Source organism: Diaphorobacter sp. B2A2W2, from assembly GCF_056730635.1.
On the sequence record NZ_JBWZOR010000001.1, the window covers coordinates 115,510 to 131,847 of the forward strand.

17 protein-coding genes are annotated in these 16,338 nt (G+C 67.5%); 7 read left to right on the forward strand and 10 right to left on the reverse strand.

What is annotated here, in order from left to right:
• Window position 1: 1 nt before the first annotated feature.
• Together AC1PPL_RS00510 and AC1PPL_RS00515 are read right to left on the reverse strand one after the other, a co-directional pair.
• Window positions 2-988, reverse strand: a complete 987-nt coding sequence (locus tag AC1PPL_RS00510) for a threo-3-hydroxy-L-aspartate ammonia-lyase (protein WP_088886845.1) — start codon at window positions 986-988, stop codon at window positions 2-4.
• A gap of 170 nt (window positions 989-1,158) precedes the next feature.
• A complete protein-coding gene (locus AC1PPL_RS00515) occupies window positions 1,159-2,001 on the reverse strand; it encodes an enoyl-CoA hydratase-related protein (RefSeq protein WP_015913244.1) in 843 nt (280 codons plus the stop codon).
• Window positions 2,002-2,268: 267 nt separating this feature from the next.
• Here AC1PPL_RS00515 and AC1PPL_RS00520 point away from each other — a divergent pair, with 267 nt between their 5' ends.
• Window positions 2,269-2,973, forward strand: coding sequence for a YebC/PmpR family DNA-binding transcriptional regulator (locus AC1PPL_RS00520; RefSeq protein ID WP_015913245.1), 705 nt, complete (start codon window positions 2,269-2,271; stop codon window positions 2,971-2,973).
• Between the two features lie 92 nt (window positions 2,974-3,065).
• Here the strand turns inward: AC1PPL_RS00520 and AC1PPL_RS00525 are convergent, their stop codons facing one another.
• The gene (locus AC1PPL_RS00525) at window positions 3,066-3,767 is read right to left on the reverse strand and encodes a glutathione binding-like protein (protein ID WP_479972386.1); all 702 of its coding nucleotides are present in this window, start codon (window positions 3,765-3,767) and stop codon (window positions 3,066-3,068) included.
• Window positions 3,768-3,839: 72 nt separating this feature from the next.
• A complete protein-coding gene (locus AC1PPL_RS00530; protein WP_479972387.1) occupies window positions 3,840-5,348 on the reverse strand; it encodes a helicase HerA-like C-terminal domain-containing protein in 1,509 nt (502 codons plus the stop codon).
• A 70-nt stretch (window positions 5,349-5,418) separates the two neighbouring features.
• Here AC1PPL_RS00530 and AC1PPL_RS00535 point away from each other — a divergent pair, with 70 nt between their 5' ends.
• The 6 genes from AC1PPL_RS00535 (at window position 5,419) to AC1PPL_RS00560 (ending at window position 10,588) form a co-directional block, all read left to right on the forward strand.
• Entirely contained in the window at window positions 5,419-6,138 is a 720-nt protein-coding gene (locus tag AC1PPL_RS00535; RefSeq protein WP_011805149.1) for a YebC/PmpR family DNA-binding transcriptional regulator, read from the forward strand.
• A 21-nt stretch (window positions 6,139-6,159) separates the two neighbouring features.
• Entirely contained in the window at window positions 6,160-7,446 is a 1,287-nt protein-coding gene (gene purD, locus AC1PPL_RS00540; RefSeq protein ID WP_015913248.1) for a phosphoribosylamine--glycine ligase, read from the forward strand.
• Window positions 7,443-8,432: an oxygen-dependent coproporphyrinogen oxidase gene (hemF, locus tag AC1PPL_RS00545; protein ID WP_479972388.1), complete on the forward strand. Its 990-nt coding sequence runs from the start codon at window positions 7,443-7,445 to the stop codon at window positions 8,430-8,432. Before purD ends, hemF begins: the two co-directional genes overlap by 4 nt.
• Window positions 8,433-8,602: 170 nt before the next feature.
• A complete protein-coding gene (gene rsfS / locus AC1PPL_RS00550; RefSeq protein WP_313147306.1) occupies window positions 8,603-9,427 on the forward strand; it encodes a ribosome silencing factor in 825 nt (274 codons plus the stop codon).
• Window positions 9,428-9,442: 15 nt separating this feature from the next.
• Window positions 9,443-9,910: a 23S rRNA (pseudouridine(1915)-N(3))-methyltransferase RlmH gene (gene rlmH, locus AC1PPL_RS00555; RefSeq protein WP_312563133.1), complete on the forward strand. Its 468-nt coding sequence runs from the start codon at window positions 9,443-9,445 to the stop codon at window positions 9,908-9,910.
• Window positions 9,911-9,961: 51 nt separating this feature from the next.
• The gene (locus tag AC1PPL_RS00560; protein WP_479972389.1) at window positions 9,962-10,588 is read left to right on the forward strand and encodes a Maf family protein; all 627 of its coding nucleotides are present in this window, start codon (window positions 9,962-9,964) and stop codon (window positions 10,586-10,588) included.
• 27 nt (window positions 10,589-10,615) lie between these two features.
• Here AC1PPL_RS00560 and AC1PPL_RS00565 read toward each other — a convergent pair whose 3' ends face one another.
• The 6 genes from AC1PPL_RS00565 to ahbB (AC1PPL_RS00590) are packed head-to-tail and all read right to left on the reverse strand — an operon-like array spanning window position 10,616 to window position 16,337.
• A complete protein-coding gene (locus AC1PPL_RS00565; protein WP_172206952.1) occupies window positions 10,616-11,380 on the reverse strand; it encodes a Crp/Fnr family transcriptional regulator in 765 nt (254 codons plus the stop codon).
• Window positions 11,381-11,433: 53 nt separating this feature from the next.
• Window positions 11,434-13,134, reverse strand: coding sequence for a cytochrome D1 domain-containing protein (locus AC1PPL_RS00570; protein WP_302079028.1), 1,701 nt, complete (start codon window positions 13,132-13,134; stop codon window positions 11,434-11,436).
• Window positions 13,127-14,347 (reverse strand): heme d1 biosynthesis radical SAM protein NirJ, encoded by a 1,221-nt coding sequence (gene nirJ / locus AC1PPL_RS00575; protein ID WP_479972390.1) that lies wholly within the window; start codon window positions 14,345-14,347, stop codon window positions 13,127-13,129. Before nirJ ends, AC1PPL_RS00570 begins: the two co-directional genes overlap by 8 nt.
• Window positions 14,348-14,349: 2 nt before the next feature.
• On the reverse strand, window positions 14,350-14,832 hold the full coding sequence (gene ahbB / locus AC1PPL_RS00580) for a siroheme decarboxylase subunit beta (RefSeq protein WP_479972391.1): 483 nt from the start codon (window positions 14,830-14,832) through the stop codon (window positions 14,350-14,352).
• A complete protein-coding gene (locus tag AC1PPL_RS00585; protein WP_015913256.1) occupies window positions 14,822-15,304 on the reverse strand; it encodes an Lrp/AsnC family transcriptional regulator in 483 nt (160 codons plus the stop codon). The genes ahbB (AC1PPL_RS00580) and AC1PPL_RS00585 overlap by 11 nt, the downstream gene beginning before the upstream one ends.
• Window positions 15,291-16,337 carry a siroheme decarboxylase subunit beta gene (gene ahbB, locus AC1PPL_RS00590; protein WP_479972392.1) on the reverse strand — a complete coding sequence of 349 codons (1,047 nt, stop codon included), beginning with the start codon at window positions 16,335-16,337 and terminating at the stop codon, window positions 15,291-15,293. Before ahbB (AC1PPL_RS00590) ends, AC1PPL_RS00585 begins: the two co-directional genes overlap by 14 nt.
• Between the last annotated feature and the right edge of the window lies 1 nt (window position 16,338).

Here is a 16,338-nt window from a genome sequence, read left to right on the forward strand (position 1 = left end):
GTCAATCTGCCGACGCCGCGGTCAGCAGCTGTGCGTAGCGGGTCATGTCCACGTTGCCGCCGCTGATGACGACGCCCACGCGCTTGCCCCGCAGCCGCACGCCGCCATGGCACGCGCCCGCCAGTCCCAGCGCGCCCGTGGGCTCGACCACGATCTTCATGCGTTCGGCAAAGAAGTGCATCGCGCTCATGAGCTGCGCATCGGTGGCGGTCACGATGTCAGAAACGCCGGCGTGGATGAGGGGGAAGGTGAGCGCGCCCAGTGCCTGCGTCTGTGCACCGTCAGCAATCGTCTGCGGTGTGTCGATGCGCACCACGTGGCCTGCGTTGAGGGACTGCTGTCCGTCGTTGCCGGTCTCGGGCTCCACGCCGACCACCTTGCACTGCGGCGCCAGTTCGCGCGCTGCCAGCAGGCAGCCCGACAGCAGGCCGCCGCCGCCCAGCGGCACGAACAGGTAGTCCAGGTGCGGCACGTCCTCGAACAGCTCCTTGGCCACCGTGCCCTGGCCGGCGATCACGTGGGCGTGGTCGAAGGGCGGAATCAGCGTCATGCCGCGCTCGGTGGCCAGGCGGCGGCTGATGGCCTCGCGGTCTTCGGTGAAGCGGTTGTAGGTGACCACCTCGGCGCCGTAGCCGCGCGTGGCTGCTATCTTTGCAAGCGGCGCATCCTCCGGCATGACGATGACTGCGGGAATCTCCAGCAGCCGCGCCGACAGCGCGATGGCCTGCGCATGGTTGCCCGACGAGAACGCGATCACTCCGCGCTGGCGCTGCGCGTCGCTGAACTGCACCAGTGCGTTGAACGCGCCGCGGAACTTGAACGCGCCCATGCGCTGCAGGTTTTCGCACTTGAAGAACACCTGCGCTCCGAGCAGCGCATCCAACGTGCTGGAACTCAGCACCGGCGTGCGGTGTGCCATGCCCTTGAGGCGATGGGCCGCTTCGGCAACGTCGTCGTAGGTGGGCAGCGGAGGGCGCGGCAGGTGCATGGCTGTGGGCGAACGCTGGTGAATGGAAACGCGGCGCGGTGCCGCGCCGCAGGCGGGTTGCCGCATCATAGCCCGACACCCGGCGGTATATGCCTCGATTGGCCTGCAACGCCCTTGCAGCAAGCGCGCCCAGCTATCAACTTTGAAACCGGGGCCGCGCGGCGCGTGCGTCAGCCGAGTTCGCTGAAGCGCTTGAGCGGCGCCAGCGCCGGGAAGTCGCCAGCGCGCTTGGCCTGCATGGCGGAGACGGCCTCGCCCACGTGGCGGTTGCTCCAGATGGCGCCCTGCAGCCAGCCCATCTGGCGCAGGCTGTCGTGCACGCCGTGGTCGCGCGCATAGCGCACGGCCTGCTTGGTGCCCCAGACGGCCACCGGCGGCTTGGTGGCAATCTCGTTCGCGCAGGCCAGGGCGCCGGCCACCAGCGCTTCGTGCGAGTCGAACAGCTGCGTGACCAGTCCGCATTCCAGCGCGCGCTCGGCCGGCAGGCGGCGGCCGGTGTAGGCCAGCTCGTTCAGCAGGCCCAGCGGCATGAGCTTGGGCAGGCGCTGCAGGCTGCCCACGTCGGCCACCATGCCGATGTTGATCTCCTGGATGCAGAAGAAGGCATCGCGCGTGGCATAGCGGATGCAGGCGGCCGCCACCATGTCCAGTGCGCCACCGATGCAGCCGCCGTGGATGGCCGCGATCACGGGGATGCGCAGCTCTTCGATGCGCGTGAAGGTGGCCTGCATGTCCGTCAGCAGGTCGAACACGGCGGCGCGCCCCTCGGGGCTGCGGTCGTCCAGCGTGATCGCGCCGCCGAAGGTCTCCAGCGCCATGCCCGCGCTGAAGTGCTTGCCCGTGCTGCTGATGACCAGCGCGCGCGCATCGCCGCCGCGGTGCAGGTCGGCTAGCACGGCGTCCAGCTCGCGCCAGAACTGCGGGTGCATGGTGTTCATGGCCTCGGGGCGGTTCAGCACCAGGTGGGCCACGTGGTCGGTGACGGTGAGGGTGAAGCAGGTGAGGGTGTTCATGGCACGACTGTAGGAGTGGCCGGCGGGCCGGGGCGTCGCTTGCGCGACGGTGCGGCGGTCATCGGGCACAGAGCGAAATCGGCCTGCAGCGCTTGTAGGGCAAGCGCAGGCAGCTATTTGATGCATAGCAAAGAAGCGCCATCTCGCGCGGCGCCACCGGCAGGCGCCCCTCTGTCGCGGTCCAGCCGGTCTGGCGGCGAGGTATACACTTTGCCGCTGCGGCGCAGGCCGCATTTTTTGTTGGCTCCAAGCAAAGGAATCGCAGCCATGGGCGCGCAATGGAAGGCAAAGGGCAAGGCGCTGGTCGCCGATGCCAAGGGCAGGCTTTTTGGGAAGCTGGTCAAGGAAATCATCGTCGCCGCGCGCGCGGGGGCCGACCCGGCCGGCAATTCGCGCCTGCGCCTGGCCATCGAGGCGGCGCGCAAGGCGTCCATGCCCAAGGACACGCTGGAGCGTGCCATCAAGAAGGGTTCGGGCGTGGGGGGTGACGCGGTGAACTACGAGCGCGTGATCTACGAGGGCTTTGCCCCGCACCAGGTGCCGGTGATGGTGGAGTGCCTGACCGACAACGTGAATCGCACGGCGCCCGAGATGCGCGTGTGCTTTCGCAAGGGGCAGATGAGCGCCGTGGCCTGGGACTTCGACCACGTGGGCATGATCGAGGGCGAGCCCGAGCAAGCCGGCGCCGACGCGGAGTTGGCCGCCATCGAGGCCGGTGCCCAGGACTTCGAGCCCGGCGAGGAAGAGGGCCAGACCCTGTTCCTGACCGACCCCTCGGACCTGGACGCGGTGGCCAAGGCATTGCCGGGCTTCGGTTTCAAGGTGCTGTCGGTCAAGCTGGGCTACAAGGCCAAGAACCCGGTGAGCATGGCCAGCCTTTCGCCCGAGGCGCAGGAGGAAGTGCAGGCTTTCCTGGCAGGCATCGAGAACAACGACGACGTGCAGAACGTGTTCGTGGGGCTCGTGGACTGATGCGCGCCATGCACCGTGCCGCCGAGGCCCCCGTCCACCCACGAAAAAGCCGCTGAACAGCGGCTTTTTTTCATGGGCGCCTCGGTGCTTGGTTAGCGGCGCACGGTGCCGGCGTCCTGGCCGAAGAGGATCTTCTTGGCCGCCTCGTCCACCGTGGGCGCGGTATTGATGGTCTGTGCCAGCGCGTAGGCGCGGCCGGTGGCGGGCCGTGCCTGGATGCGCTCGAACCAGGCCCTCAGGTGCGGGAAATCCGCCAGGTCCTGGCGCTGCCTCTCATGCGGCACGATCCAGGGGTAGCAGGCCATGTCAGCAATGGAATAGTCCCCTGCGATGTAGTCGCGCCCGTCGGCCAGGTGCTTGTCCAGCACACCGTACAGGCGCGCGGTTTCCTTCACGTAGCGGTCGATGGCGTAGGGCACCGGCTCAGGCGCGTACTGCGTGAAGTGGTGGTTCTGCCCGGCCATGGGCCCCAGTCCGCCCATTTGCCAGAACAGCCACTGCAGCGCCTCGTTGCGCCCGCGCAAGTCCTGCGGGATGAACCGGCCGGTCTTGTCGGTCAGGTACAGCAGGATGGCGCCGGACTCGAACACCGACAGCGGCGCGCCGCCATCCGCGGGCGCCTGGTCCACGATGGCGGGGATGCGGTTGTTGGGCGCGATGCGCAGAAAGTCCGGCGCGAACTGCTCGCCCCGGCCGATGTTCACCGGGTGCACGCGGTAGGGCAGGCCGCTTTCTTCCAGGAAGAGGGTGATCTTGTGGCCGTTGGGCGTGGTCCAGTAATACAGGTCGATCATCGGATGCTCCTTAAATAATAGCTGTTGGCGCTTGATAGACGGGCGCTGGAGCTGAATTTGGCTTGGAACGCCTCAGCGCTTCCTGCCGCCGAAGATGCCGCCCAGCACGCCGCGCAGTATTTCCTTGCCCAGGCTGGTGCCCATGGTGCGTACGGCCGACTTGGCCATGGTCTGCACCAGGCCGTCGCGCTTGCCGCCGCGCGGCCCGGTGCTGCCGAACAGCACATCGTTCAGGCCGCCCATGAGGCCGCTGTCGCCCTGCGCCGTGCCGTTGCCGGGGGCACTGGGGGCGGTGCTGGCAGCCTGCTCGGCGCGGCCGCGCAGCTTCTCGTAGGCAGATTCGCGGTCCACGGCCTGCTCGTAGGTGCCCGCGACGAGCGATTCGCCGATGAGTGCGCGGCGTTGCACGTCGGTGATGGGGCCGATCTGGCTGCCGGGCGGCAGCACGTACACGCGCTCGGTCTCGCTGGGGCGGCCCTTGGCGTCGAGAAAGCTCACCAGCGCCTCGCCCACGGCCAGCTCGGTGATGGCGGCCTCGATGTCCAGGCCCGCCTTGGGGCGCATGGTGGTGGCCGTGGCCTTCACGGCCTTCTGGTCGCGCGGGGTGAAGGCACGCAGCGCGTGCTGCACGCGGTTGCCCAGCTGGGCCAGCACGCTGTCGGGGATGTCCAGCGGGTTCTGGGTGACGAAATACACGCCGACCCCTTTGGAGCGCACCAGGCGCACCACCAGTTCGATACGCTCCACAAGCACCTTGGGCGCTTCGTTGAACAGCAGGTGGGCTTCGTCGAAGAAGAACACCAGCTTGGGCTTTTCGGGGTCGCCGATCTCGGGCAGTTGTTCGAACAGCTCCGACAGCATCCACAGGAGGAACGTGGCGTACAGGCGCGGCGAATTCATCAGCTTGTCGGCCGCCAGGATGTTGACCACACCGCGCCCGTCCACGGTCTGCATGAAGTCCTGGATGTTGAGCATGGGCTCGCCAAAGAACTGGTCGCCGCCCTGCGTCTCGATCTGCAGCAGCCCGCGCTGGATGGCGCCCACGCTGGCCGTGGAGATGTTGCCGTACTCGGTGGTGAAGTCCTTGGCGTTGTCGCCCACGTAGGTGAGCATGGCGCGCAGGTCCTTCAGGTCCAGCAGCAGCAGGCCGTTGTCGTCCGCGATCTTGAACACCAGGTTGAGCACGCCCAGCTGGGTTTCGTTCAGGTTCAGCATGCGCCCCAGCAAGAGCGGCCCCATGTCCGAGATGGTCGCGCGCACGGGGTGGCCCTGCGTGCCGAACACGTCCCACAGCGTGGTGGGGCAGGCCGTGGGCTCGGGCGCGGCCAAGCCGCGGTCGGCCAGCGTCTTGCCCAGCTTCTCGCCAATGCTGCCCTTCTGGCTGATGCCGGTGAGATCGCCCTTCACGTCGGCCATGAACACCGGCACGCCGATGCGCGAGAACTGCTCGGCCAGCGTTTGCAGCGTCACGGTCTTGCCGGTGCCGGTGGCGCCGGTGATCAGGCCGTGCCGGTTGGCCAGGCCCGGCAGCAGGTGGCATTGCGTGGAATCACGCTGTGCAATCAGGAGAGGTTCGGACATGGCGGTAGTGATGGGGTGAGTCAAAAGTAAAATCGCGGCCGCAAGATTAAATCAATCAAAGGACGCTGCAGTGGCAGGACACAGTAAATGGGCCAACATCCAGCACCGCAAGGGGCGCCAGGATGAAAAGCGCGGAAAGATCTGGACCCGCATCATTCGTGAAATCACCGTCGCGGCGCGCACGGGTGGCGGCGACCCCTCGGCCAACCCGCGTCTGCGCCTGGCCATCGACAAGGCCAAGGCCGCCAACATGCCGGCCGACCGCATCAAGTACAACATCGACAAGGCCTCGGGCACGCTGGAAGGCGTGAGCTACGAGGAAATCCGCTACGAGGGCTACGGCATCGGCGGCGCCGCGATCATCGTGGACACCATGACCGACAACCGCGTGCGCACCGTGGCCGAAGTGCGCCACGCCTTCAGCAAGTACGGCGGCAACATGGGCACGGAAGGCTCGGTGGCCTTTCAGTTCAAGAACGTGGGCCAGATCATCTTCGCCCCCGGCACCAGCGAGGACAAGGTCATGGAAGTGGCCCTGGAGGCGGGCGCCGAGGACGTGATCACCGATGATGAGGGTGCCATCGAGGTGCTGACCGCGCCCGGCGATTTCGAGGCGGTGCGCGATGCGCTGGGGGCTGCGGGCCTTCAGCCGGAGGTGGCCGAGGTCACCATGCGCCCCGAGAACACCATCGCCCTGGAGGGCGACGATGTCGCGCGCATGCAAAAGCTCCTGGACATGATCGAAGACCTCGACGATGTGCAAGAGGTCTACCACAACGCAGAGCTCTAGGAACTTGAGCACCGACACCCTATGAAAATCCTAGTCATTGGCGGCGGCGGCCGGGAACACGCACTGGCCTGGAAGCTGAGCCAGTCCCCCAAGACCTCCAAGGTGTACGTGGCGCCCGGCAACGGCGGCACGGCGCTGTCGCCAAAGTATGAGAACGTGCCCATCAGCGACGTGACGGCCCTGCGCGAGTGGGCGCAGGCGCAGAAGATCGCGCTCACCGTGGTCGGCCCCGAGGCACCGCTGGCCGCTGGCGTGGTGGACGAGTTCCGTACCCACGGCCTGCGCATCTTCGGCCCCACGCAGGCTGCCGCGCAACTGGAAAGCTCCAAGGCCTTCTCCAAGGCTTTCATGAAGCGCCACGGCATCCCCACGGCCGAGTACGAGACCTTCACCGACCCGCAGGCCGCGCATGCCTACGTGAACCGTCTGGGCGCACCCATTGTCATCAAGGCCGACGGCCTGGCGGCGGGCAAGGGCGTGGTGGTAGCCATGACGCTGCAGGAGGCCCACGACGCCGTGGACTTCATGCTGGTGGACAACAAGTACGGCGTGGCCCACAACGAAGGCGGCGCCCGCGTGGTGATTGAGCAATTCCTCGAAGGTGAGGAAGCCTCGTTCATTGTGCTGTGCGACGGCAAGAACGTCCTGGCGCTGGCCACCAGCCAGGACCACAAGCGCCTGAAGGATGGCGACCAAGGTCCCAACACCGGTGGCATGGGCGCGTATTCGCCTGCGCCGGTGGTCACGGCCGATGTGCATGCGCGCGCCATGCGCGAGGTGATCCTGCCCACCATCCGTGGCATGGAAAAAGACGGCATCCCCTACACGGGCTTTCTGTATGCCGGCCTGATGATCGACGCGACGGGCCATCCCAAAACGCTGGAGTTCAACTGCCGCATGGGCGACCCCGAGACACAGCCCATCCTCATGCGCCTCAAGAGCGACCTGGTGGAGGTGCTGGGGGCGGCCGTGGACGGCAAGCTCGACCAGGTGGAACTGCAGTGGGATCGCCGCACGGCGCTGGGCGTGGTGATGGCTGCCCAGGGCTATCCCGAGAACCCGCGCAAGGGCGATGCCATCACCGGCCTGCCGCAGGACGCGGACGACGCCATGGTCTTCCACGCCGGCACACAGCTCGTGGATGGCGTGGTGCGTACCAGTGGCGGGCGCGTGCTGTGCGTGACGGCGCTGGCCGACAGCGTCAAGCAGGCACAGCAGCGTGTGTACGACGTGGCGCGCGGCATTCACTTCGACGGCGCGCAGTACCGCCACGACATTGGCCACCGTGCGGTGAAGGCCAACGGATGACCACACAAAAAACCACCTTCAACACGGCGGACACCGTGGCCCGCGTGCGCGGCTATCTGGAGGGCCTGCAGGCGCGCATCACCAGCGCGCTGGAGGACATCGAGGGGCCGCAAAGCCAGGGCGGGGTGCGCTTTCGGTCCGATGCCTGGCGGCGCGAAAGCGGCTCTGCACTGCAGGGCGACGGCATCACGCGCATCCTGGAAGGTGGGCGCGTGTTCGAGCGCGCGGGCTGCGGCTTCTCGCATGTGAGCGGTCCGCGCCTGCCGCCCTCGGCCACGCAGCACCGGCCGGAGCTGGCGGGTGCGCCGTTCGAGGCCATGGGCGTGTCGCTGGTGTTCCACCCGCGCAACCCCTACGTGCCCACGGTGCACATGAACGTGCGCATGATCGCAGCCGGCACAGGTGCGGCGGGCACAGGTGCGGCAGATCAGGCAGGCCAGGACCCCATCTGCTGGTTCGGCGGCGGCATGGACCTCACGCCGTACTACGGTTTCGACGAGGATGCGGTGCACTTTCACCGTGCCTGCCGCGATGCGCTCGCGCCCTTCGGCGAAGGCCTGTACCCGCGCTTCAAGACCTGGTGCGACGAGTACTTCTACCTTAAACACCGCAATGAGCAGCGCGGCGTGGGCGGCATCTTCTTTGACGACTTCGCGGAGCTGGGCTTCGAGCAGAGCCTGGCCATGACGCAGAGCGTGGGCGATGCCTTCCTGGGCGCCTACCTGCCCATCGTGCAGCGGCGCATGCACATGGGCCATGGCGAGCGCGAACGCGAGTTCCAGCTCTACCGGCGTGGCCGCTATGTGGAGTTCAACCTGGTGTGGGACCGCGGCACGCACTTCGGCCTGCAGTCGGGCGGGCGCACGGAATCCATCCTGCTGTCCATGCCGCCGCTGGCGGCCTGGTCCTACCAGCGCGAGCCGCAGCCGGGCTCGCCCGAGGCGCTGTTGACCGAGCGCTTTCTGCAGCGCCGCGACTGGATCTGAGTGTGTGAGCGCGGGTAACTATAATTTCAATAGCTGCCTGCGCTTGATCATCAAGCGCCAGACCCGTTTTTGATATCTGAAACATGCCCTGACAACCGCTCCGCGCCCCCCTTGGCCGTGGCGGTGCTTGCAGGCTATATTGATTCCATTCCTTCACTGAAGACCACCTGATGACCACTTCCAGCAAATCGGAAACCGCCGCCAAGAAAGACGTCACCAAGCTCCAGCGCGCCATCGTCGATGGCCTGGAAGACGTCAAGGCGCAAGACATCCAGGTCTTCAACACCGAGCATCTCTCGCCGCTGTTCGAGCGCGTGGTCGTCGCCACCGGCAGCTCCAACCGCCAGACCAAGGCGCTGGCCGCCAGCGTGCGCGACGCCGTGCGCAAGGCCGGGTTCCCCAAGCCGCGCAGCGAGGGCGAGGACAACGGCGAATGGATCATCGTGGACTGCGGCCAGGCCGTGGTGCACGTCATGCAGCCCGCCATCCGCCAGTACTACCGGCTGGAGGAGATCTGGGGCGAGAAGCCCGTGCGCCTGAAGCTGGGCGCTGCCAAGCCGCGCAAGATCATGGCCTCGGAAGGCGACGACGAGGCGCCCGCGCGCAAGCCGGCCGCCAAGAAGGCAGCAGCCAAGCCCGCCACGAAGTCCGCAACCGGCAAAAAGCCGGCCAAGGCGGCAGCCCCCGCAGCGGCCAAGCCGGCAGCGAAATCCGCAGTGAAGCCCGCATCCAAGCCCGCTGGCAAGCTCGCGAGCAAGGCACAGAAGGCACCGGTCAAGGCCGCATCCAAACCCGCAGCGAAGAAGACCACGGCAAAGCCCGTGGCGGCGAAGAAGCCAGCTGTCAAGAACGCGGTGAAGACCGTCGTGGTGAACAAGCCTGTGGCCAAGAAGGCACCCGCCAAGGCCGCTGCTACCACCACGGCACGCAAGCCGGTCGCCAAATCCACCGGCAAGGCTGTTGCGAAGAAGGCCCCCGCACGCAAGAAGGCCTGAGCCTTGCGCTGACCCATGAAGCTGCTGATCGTGGCCGTGGGCCAGCGGGTTCCCGACTGGGCGCAGACGGCCTATGACGACTATGCCAAGCGATTCCCGCCCGAGCTGAAGGTCGAGCTCAAGGCCGTCAAGACCGAGCCGCGCGGCTCCAAGACGCTGGAGACGCTCTATGCTGCCGAGCGCGAGCGTATCGAAGCGGCCATCCCGCGTGGCACGCGTGTGGTGGTGCTGGACGAGCGGGGCACGAGTCTCACCACCAAGGCCCTGGCCCAGCGGCTGAAGGACTGGCAGCTCGGGGGGGATGATGTGGCCCTGGTCATCGGCGGCCCCGACGGCCTAGACCCGGCCTTCCGCCAGGCGGCGCACGAGCGCATCCGCCTGTCCGACCTGACCCTGCCGCATGCCATGGTGCGCGTGTTGCTTATCGAGCAGCTCTACCGTGCCTGGTCGGTGAATGCCGGGCACCCGTACCATCGCGAATAACTTCAGATTTGATAGCTGCTCGCGCTTGCTGGTCGGGCGCTGGAGGCACATTTGACTCAAGAAAACCGCTTCATCTACCTGGCCTCCCAGAGCCCGCGGCGCCGCCAGTTGCTGGAGCAGTTGGGGGTGCGCCATGAGCTGCTGCTGCCCAACGCGGCGGGGGACGAGGCCGAGGATGCCGAGGCCATCGAAGCCGTGCTGCCTGGTGAGACGCCCACGACCTATGTCGAGCGGGTGACGGGGCTCAAGCTGGACGCTGCCGTGGTGCGCCATGCGCGGCGCGGGCTGTCGCCAGCGCCCATTTTGTGCTCCGACACCACCGTGGCCCTGGCCCGCACCATCTACGGCAAGCCCGAGGATGCGCACGACGCGGTGCGTATGCTGGGGGAGTTGGCGGGGCATGAACACCGCGTATTGACGGCCGTCGCGCTGCAGGTGGGTCCCCGACGCCTCACGGCGCTGTCAGTCTCGCGCGTGCGCTTTGCGCCCATGTCGCGGGCGCAGATCGAGGACTACGTGGCTACGGGCGAGCCGCAGGGCAAGGCGGGCGCCTATGCGATCCAGGGGCGCGCCGCCGCCTATGTGGAGCACCTGTCGGGCAGTTACTCCGGCATCATGGGCCTGCCCATGTATGAGACGGCGCGCCTGTTGCGCGCAGCGGGCGTGCTGGCCGTCTAGGCGCAGCCTGTCAGGCCCGGAGCCTGGTTACATCGGGTATTTGGCCAGGCGCGCCGTATCCGGGATGTGGATGTCGCGCTTGTCGATGTGGATCAGGCCGGCGGCCTCTAGGTCGTGCAGTACGCGAGAGAAATACTCGGGCGTGATCGACAGCCGCGAAGCGATGGTGGCCTTGCTCACCGGCAGCGAGATGCTGCGCGCGCTGGCTGGCGGCGCGGGAGCAACGGACTGCAGTGCCGCGCGGGCCGGGCATTGCGGAGGCACAGGCGCGGTAGGGGGATGAGGCGCGTCCTCGGGCAGGGCGTGCAGCAGGTAGCCGATCACGCGCTGCGCGCCGTTGTGCAGCGTATAGGTCTGCACGTCATGCACCAGGCCGTGCAGGCGGCGCGAGATGCCGGCGAGCATGCGCATGGCAAAGCGCGGCTCGCTCTCGATCTCGCGCACCACGGCCGCCTTGCCTACAGAGAGCAGCAGGGTATCGGTCAGGGCCTGGGCGTTCACGATATAGGGACGATCAGTAAACATCAGCGCCTCGGCGAAGCTGATGCCGGGGCCGGCAAGCTCGATCACCTTCTCCTGCCCCGCTGGCGACAGTGCAAACAGCTTCACCTGCCCCATTACGGTGACGTGGAATTCCTCGCAGGGCATGCCAACGCTGAACACCATCTCGCCGCGCGCATAGCGGCGTAGCCGGCAACCCGTGCCCAGGCGTTCCAGCTCCTGGGGTGCCATTTCCTGGAACAGGGGCAGCGCCGCAAGGTAGCGCGGTATGTCGAAGTGCGCGATGTCCATGCGCGCATTACAGGGGAGACCCCTAGGTTTTGACTTGATCTATCTCAAATCGTTCAGTGCGATGTGCCCTCACTGCGGGTGATCTTGTTCCAGACGTTGTATTTCCCCACGGGCTTTTTCATGGGCAGGCGCTTGACTTCCTTGAAGGTGGCGGCGTCGTAGACCACCAGGGCGCCGTCCATTTCCCAGACACTGGCGAGGGCGTAGCGGCCATCGCGGGTGAACTCGATGTGCGCCAGCGTCTTGCCGGGCTCGCGCACCTGGGCCACCGGCTGCAGCGTGCGCTTGTCGATGATGGTCAGAGTGTCCTTGGCCGTGGGGCTCATCATGGAGTCGGTCCAGGCGTAGGGCGTGTCCTCATGGCTGCGCATGAAGAAACCCGGGCCGGGCGTGGCGATGGTGCGTACCGTCTTCCAGGTCTGCATGTCGATGACGTCCACGGCCCCGCCGCCCAGGTTGGGGCTGGCCAGCACAGTGGTGTCGCCCCAGGCGAAGGTGATGCCCGAGCCCAGGTGCGGCATGCCGGCGATGGGCAGATCGGCCACCTTGCGCCGGATGTCCAGGTTCACGACCTGCGCGCTTGCGCGTTCGTCGGCGCCACTGCGCGGGCGCGTGGCGCCGAGTACGTGGCGGTAGGACTGGTCGAAGAAGAAGTCGTCCAGCGGCTCGCTCAGGGGGGTGCGCCGCACGCCCAGGTAGCCAGGCTTGGCGATGGCCTCTCCCATCTTGTAGTCGTGCACCAGACCATCGTAGATGGGGGCCGCGTTCCGGTCGTACGAGATTTCCCAGAGCTCGGGGATGTCCTTGAGCGCCACCACGAAGCTCTTGCGCGGCGTGGCGTCGTACACGGCCGAAACGCGTGAACTCGCCTTGCCGTCGAGCGTGGCTGCGGCGTATGTCTGCACGAGGTTCAGATCGGCATCGAACAGCGCCAGCGTGTGGGGCAGGTAGTTGGCGGCCATCACCCAGCGCCCGTCGCCGCTCACGGCCACGTTGCGCATGTTCAAGCCCGCGCGCACCTCGGCCACCACGCGCAGGCGCCACAGGTCGTATTTGGTGATCCAGCCGTCGCGCGAACCGAAGAACACGTAGCGCCCGTCCGGCGTGAACTTGGGGCCGCCATGCAGCGCATAGCGGCTGGCAAAGCGCGTGATGACCTCGAAGCGGTCGCCGTCAAGCAGCGAGACATGGTGGTCGCCTCCTTCCACGACGAGGAAGAGGTTCATCGGGTCTGCATTCCACTTCGGCTTGGCGGGCTCATCGTCGGGCACGGGCGTGAACGTGCGCGACGCCCGGATATCGTCCTCGCCCCAGCGCGGCGCGGGCACCACGGGGGTACGTACCCACGCGGCCAGGGCGCGAATCTCCGCGTCGCCCAACTGCTCGGAGAACCCGGGCATCTGGGTGGCGGGGCGCCCTTGCTGGATGACGCGCAACACCTCGGCGGGGCGTACGCGCTCCAGGCTCTCGGGCAGCAGCGCGGGGCCCATGATGCCGGTGCGCTGCGCGCCGTGGCATACAGCGCAGTGCTGCTGGTACAGGGCGGGGGCGTTGGGCTGGAGGGCTTCGGTGGTTTGGGCGTGCAGGCCCGTGAGCCAGAACAGACCCAAGGCCGCCAGATAACGGCTCGGCCCAGACCAGCGGGCGCCGCGCAAGGGCCGCTTCGCCGCGGCGGTGTCCACCTTTTTCGCGATAGCGCAGAGAAGGGGGAAGCGGCGTAGCCGCTCAGGGAAATGTGTTTCTAGTTTACGCATGGGCAATCTCGATCGTGCGACGGCGCTCATGCTTGGCGGGGAACTCGAAGGGCGTGCTGGAGGCGCCCACTTCGGCATCGGTGAGGTAGCAGCCGGGGTCTTCGAACCAGGGGTTGCCCGTGAGCTGCTGTGCGCGCACGCGGGTGTTGCCATTGCAGATCGAGAGGTACTGGCAACCGGCGCAGCGGCCCTGGACAGGGCGCGGGTGCTGCTTGAGCCCCGCCATGAGCGGGTCGCTGGTGTCGTTCCAGATCTGCGAGAAGGGCCGTTCGCGCACGCTGCCCAGGTCGTGGTGCCACCACATGGTGTCGGGGTGCACATGGCCCAGGTTGTCGATATTGGCCACCATCTGGCCGCTGGCATTGCCGCCCCAGGCCAGCAGGCGCTGGCGCAAGGCGTCTTCCCATTGCGGCAGGTGCTCGCGTGCCCATTGCAGCAAATAGGGGCCGTCGGCATCGTTGTTGCCGCTCACGTAGTCGTCCAGGCTGCCGGCCTGGGCATCGGCCCAGGCGTGGTTGAACAGCAGGTCCATGGCCTGGCGTGTGGCCTGGTGGTGCGCGTCCTTGTCGCGGTGGATGTTGCCACGCCCCGCGTAGTTCAGGTGCGAGAAGTAGAACTTGTTGGCGCCCTCGTCCTTCATGAGCTGCAGCAGCGCGGGCAGATCGTGTGCATTCAGCGCTGTCATGGTGAAGCGCAGGCCCACCTTGACGTTGTGCGTGGCCAGGTGGCGGATGGCGGCCAGGCTGCGGTCGAACGCACCGTCCAGACGGCGGAACTTGTCGTGCGTGGGCTTCAGGCCATCCAGGCTGATGCCCACGTAGTCGAAGCCCGCGCCAGCGATGCGCGCGGCCATGGGCTCGTCGATCAGCGTGCCATTGGTCGAAAGGCCGGTGTAGAAGCCCAGGTCACGCGCGCGCGCCGCGATCTCGAAGAGGTCGGGGCGCAGCAGTGGCTCACCGCCCGAGAGGATGAGCGCAGGCACGCCGAAGGCCTTGAGGTCGTCCATGACGGTGTATACCTCTTGCAACGACAGCTCTCCAGCGTAGTCGTGGTCGGCCGAGAGCGCGTAGCAGTGCTTGCAGGTGAGGTTGCAGCGCCGGATCAGGTTCCAGATGACCACGGGGCCGCGCGCGTGCCGTTCGCGCGAAGTGGGGTAGGTTCCGGTGGCTTGGGCCTGGGCGAGTTCACGCAGGTACTGGCTGATGCGAAACATGGTCAGTCTTCCTTGAGGCGCAGGCCGGTCTTCTTGAGGATGGCCGTGGAGTACAGGATGTCGTGGGCGCGGCAGGCATCGCCCAGCAGGCCGGCAATCTGCTCGGCCTGTTGCTCGACATGCGCGCGGCTGGGGCCATGCAGCATGGCAAACAGGTTGTAGGGCCAGTGGGGCAGGTGGCGCGGGCGGCGGTAGCAGTGGCTCACGCTCGGCAGCGCGGCGACTTGGCGGCCCAGCGCGGCGACCTGGGTATCGTCCACGTCCCACACGCTCATGCCGTTGGCCGTGTAGCCCAGGCGGTAATGGTTGGGCACCGCGCCGATGCGGCGCACCAGGCCCTCGTCGATCATCCGGGCCAGGCGCTCGCGCACCTGCTCGCCAGGCACGCCCAGCATGGCGCCCACGGCTTCGTAGGGGCGCGCCACCAGCGGCAGCCCGCCCTGCGTGGCGGCGATCAGCGCACGGTCGAAGGCATCAAGCGCCATGGTGTTCTCCGGTGGACTGCGCCGGCAGGGGCGGCAGGCGCAACTCCACGAAATACTCTTCTTCCTTGGGAAAGGCGTAGACCGGCAGGCCAGTCGCGGCCTCGATGCGTGCCAGGGTCTCGCGCGCCAGCGCGGGGGACTCGGCCGCCACCACGAACCACATGTTCAGCGCATGCTCGCGGCGGTAGTTGTGCGCCACCTCAGTGAAGGCGTTGACGGCAGCGCACACGGCGTCAAAACGATCCTCGGGCACAGCCATGGCCGCGAGGACGAATTGGCCGCCTGCGCGTTCGATCTGGAACAGCGGGCCGAAGCGCGTGAGCACACCCTGGGCGAGCAGGCGGTGCAGGCGTTCGATGACCTGCTCTTCGGTCCAGCCGATGTCGGCGGCGACGGCGGCGAAAGGGTGGTCCACCAGCGGAAAGCCGCCGTGCAGGTGGTCGATCAGCCGAGCGTCTTCAGGGGAGAGCATCGACGGCCTCCTGCATGGGTTCGGGAATGGCATGGGGCGCATGGTGGGCAAACCGCCGCGCACCCGTCTGTTTGAAACGCCGCAGCGAGAACAGTACGGCGCTGGGGCAGGGGGCCAGGCCCGCCTGGGCCACGGCCTGCGCCAGTTGGGTATGCACCGCTGCGCGGTCGCGCCCATGCACCATGCAGTACAGGTTGTAGCGCCAGTCCGGCGTGCGCGCACGGCGGTACGCCAGCGTTACGCCGTGCGCATGGGCCAGGGCCAGGCCGTGGGTGTCCACGTGGTCGTCCGGCACGTCGAACACGGCCATGGCATTCGCTGTATAGCCCAGTTCATGGTGACGCACCACCACGCCGAAGCGGCTGAGCAGCCCTTCGTCCTGCCAGCGGGCAATGGTGGCCAGCACGGCGGGCGTGCTGCTGTGGAGCTGGTCGGCCCATACGTCATAGGGCCGCTCGGTCAGCGGCAGGCCCTGCTCGGCCAGCGCGGCCAGGGGCCAGTCGCCGGATGCCAGGGGGGTGCGTGCGCGGCCCGTGGGGCCCGTGGTGCCGACGCCGTCCCCCACGCCTGCGGACGTCCTCTCCAGGTCGAAGGCGGTGTCGATGCGGTAGGGGCGCAGCATGGGCAGGCGCTGCACGGGCAGGCCGGTGGTGTGCTCGATGGACTGGAGCAGGCGCTCCACCTGGTCCGTGTCATGGCCGGTGGCCACGAACCAGAGGTTGGTGGTGTGCTCGCGCTCGTAGTTGTGGTTGACGCCCGGGTGGGCCGACACCGTGGCGGCCACGTCGTCGAGCCGCTCGGGCGGCACGGCCATGGCCGCCAGCAGGGAGGCGCCCCCCGCGCCCGGCGCGAACACCGCGCCGATGCGGCTGAGCGCGCCCGCCTGCCACAACCGTGCGTAGCCGCTGAGCACCGCCTCGGCATCCACCCCCAGGCTGTGGCCGATGGCCGCGAAGGGTTCGGCGCACAGGGGAAAGCCGCGCTGCCAGTGGTTGAGCAGCGCGAGGTGGGTTGCGTTCTGGCTGCTCGGCATG

What these genes read in the sequence shown, in the direction of transcription:
- AC1PPL_RS00510 (WP_088886845.1), bottom strand. Translation starts at nt 988, where the DNA reads ATGCACCTGCCGCGCCCTCCGCTGCCCACCTACGACGACGTTGCCGAA.
- AC1PPL_RS00515 (WP_015913244.1), bottom strand. Translation starts at nt 2,001, where the DNA reads ATGAACACCCTCACCTGCTTCACCCTCACCGTCACCGACCACGTGGCC.
- AC1PPL_RS00520 (WP_015913245.1), top strand. Translation starts at nt 2,269, where the DNA reads ATGGGCGCGCAATGGAAGGCAAAGGGCAAGGCGCTGGTCGCCGATGCC.
- AC1PPL_RS00525 (WP_479972386.1), bottom strand. Translation starts at nt 3,767, where the DNA reads ATGATCGACCTGTATTACTGGACCACGCCCAACGGCCACAAGATCACC.
- AC1PPL_RS00530 (WP_479972387.1), bottom strand. Translation starts at nt 5,348, where the DNA reads ATGTCCGAACCTCTCCTGATTGCACAGCGTGATTCCACGCAATGCCAC.
- purD (WP_015913248.1), top strand. Translation starts at nt 6,160, where the DNA reads ATGAAAATCCTAGTCATTGGCGGCGGCGGCCGGGAACACGCACTGGCC.
- hemF (WP_479972388.1), top strand. Translation starts at nt 7,443, where the DNA reads ATGACCACACAAAAAACCACCTTCAACACGGCGGACACCGTGGCCCGC.
- rsfS (WP_313147306.1), top strand. Translation starts at nt 8,603, where the DNA reads ATGACCACTTCCAGCAAATCGGAAACCGCCGCCAAGAAAGACGTCACC.
- rlmH (WP_312563133.1), top strand. Translation starts at nt 9,443, where the DNA reads ATGAAGCTGCTGATCGTGGCCGTGGGCCAGCGGGTTCCCGACTGGGCG.
- AC1PPL_RS00565 (WP_172206952.1), bottom strand. Translation starts at nt 11,380, where the DNA reads ATGGACATCGCGCACTTCGACATACCGCGCTACCTTGCGGCGCTGCCC.
- AC1PPL_RS00570 (WP_302079028.1), bottom strand. Translation starts at nt 13,134, where the DNA reads ATGCGTAAACTAGAAACACATTTCCCTGAGCGGCTACGCCGCTTCCCC.
- nirJ (WP_479972390.1), bottom strand. Translation starts at nt 14,347, where the DNA reads ATGTTTCGCATCAGCCAGTACCTGCGTGAACTCGCCCAGGCCCAAGCC.
- ahbB (WP_479972391.1), bottom strand. Translation starts at nt 14,832, where the DNA reads ATGGCGCTTGATGCCTTCGACCGTGCGCTGATCGCCGCCACGCAGGGC.
- AC1PPL_RS00585 (WP_015913256.1), bottom strand. Translation starts at nt 15,304, where the DNA reads ATGCTCTCCCCTGAAGACGCTCGGCTGATCGACCACCTGCACGGCGGC.
- ahbB (WP_479972392.1), bottom strand. Translation starts at nt 16,337, where the DNA reads ATGCCGAGCAGCCAGAACGCAACCCACCTCGCGCTGCTCAACCACTGG.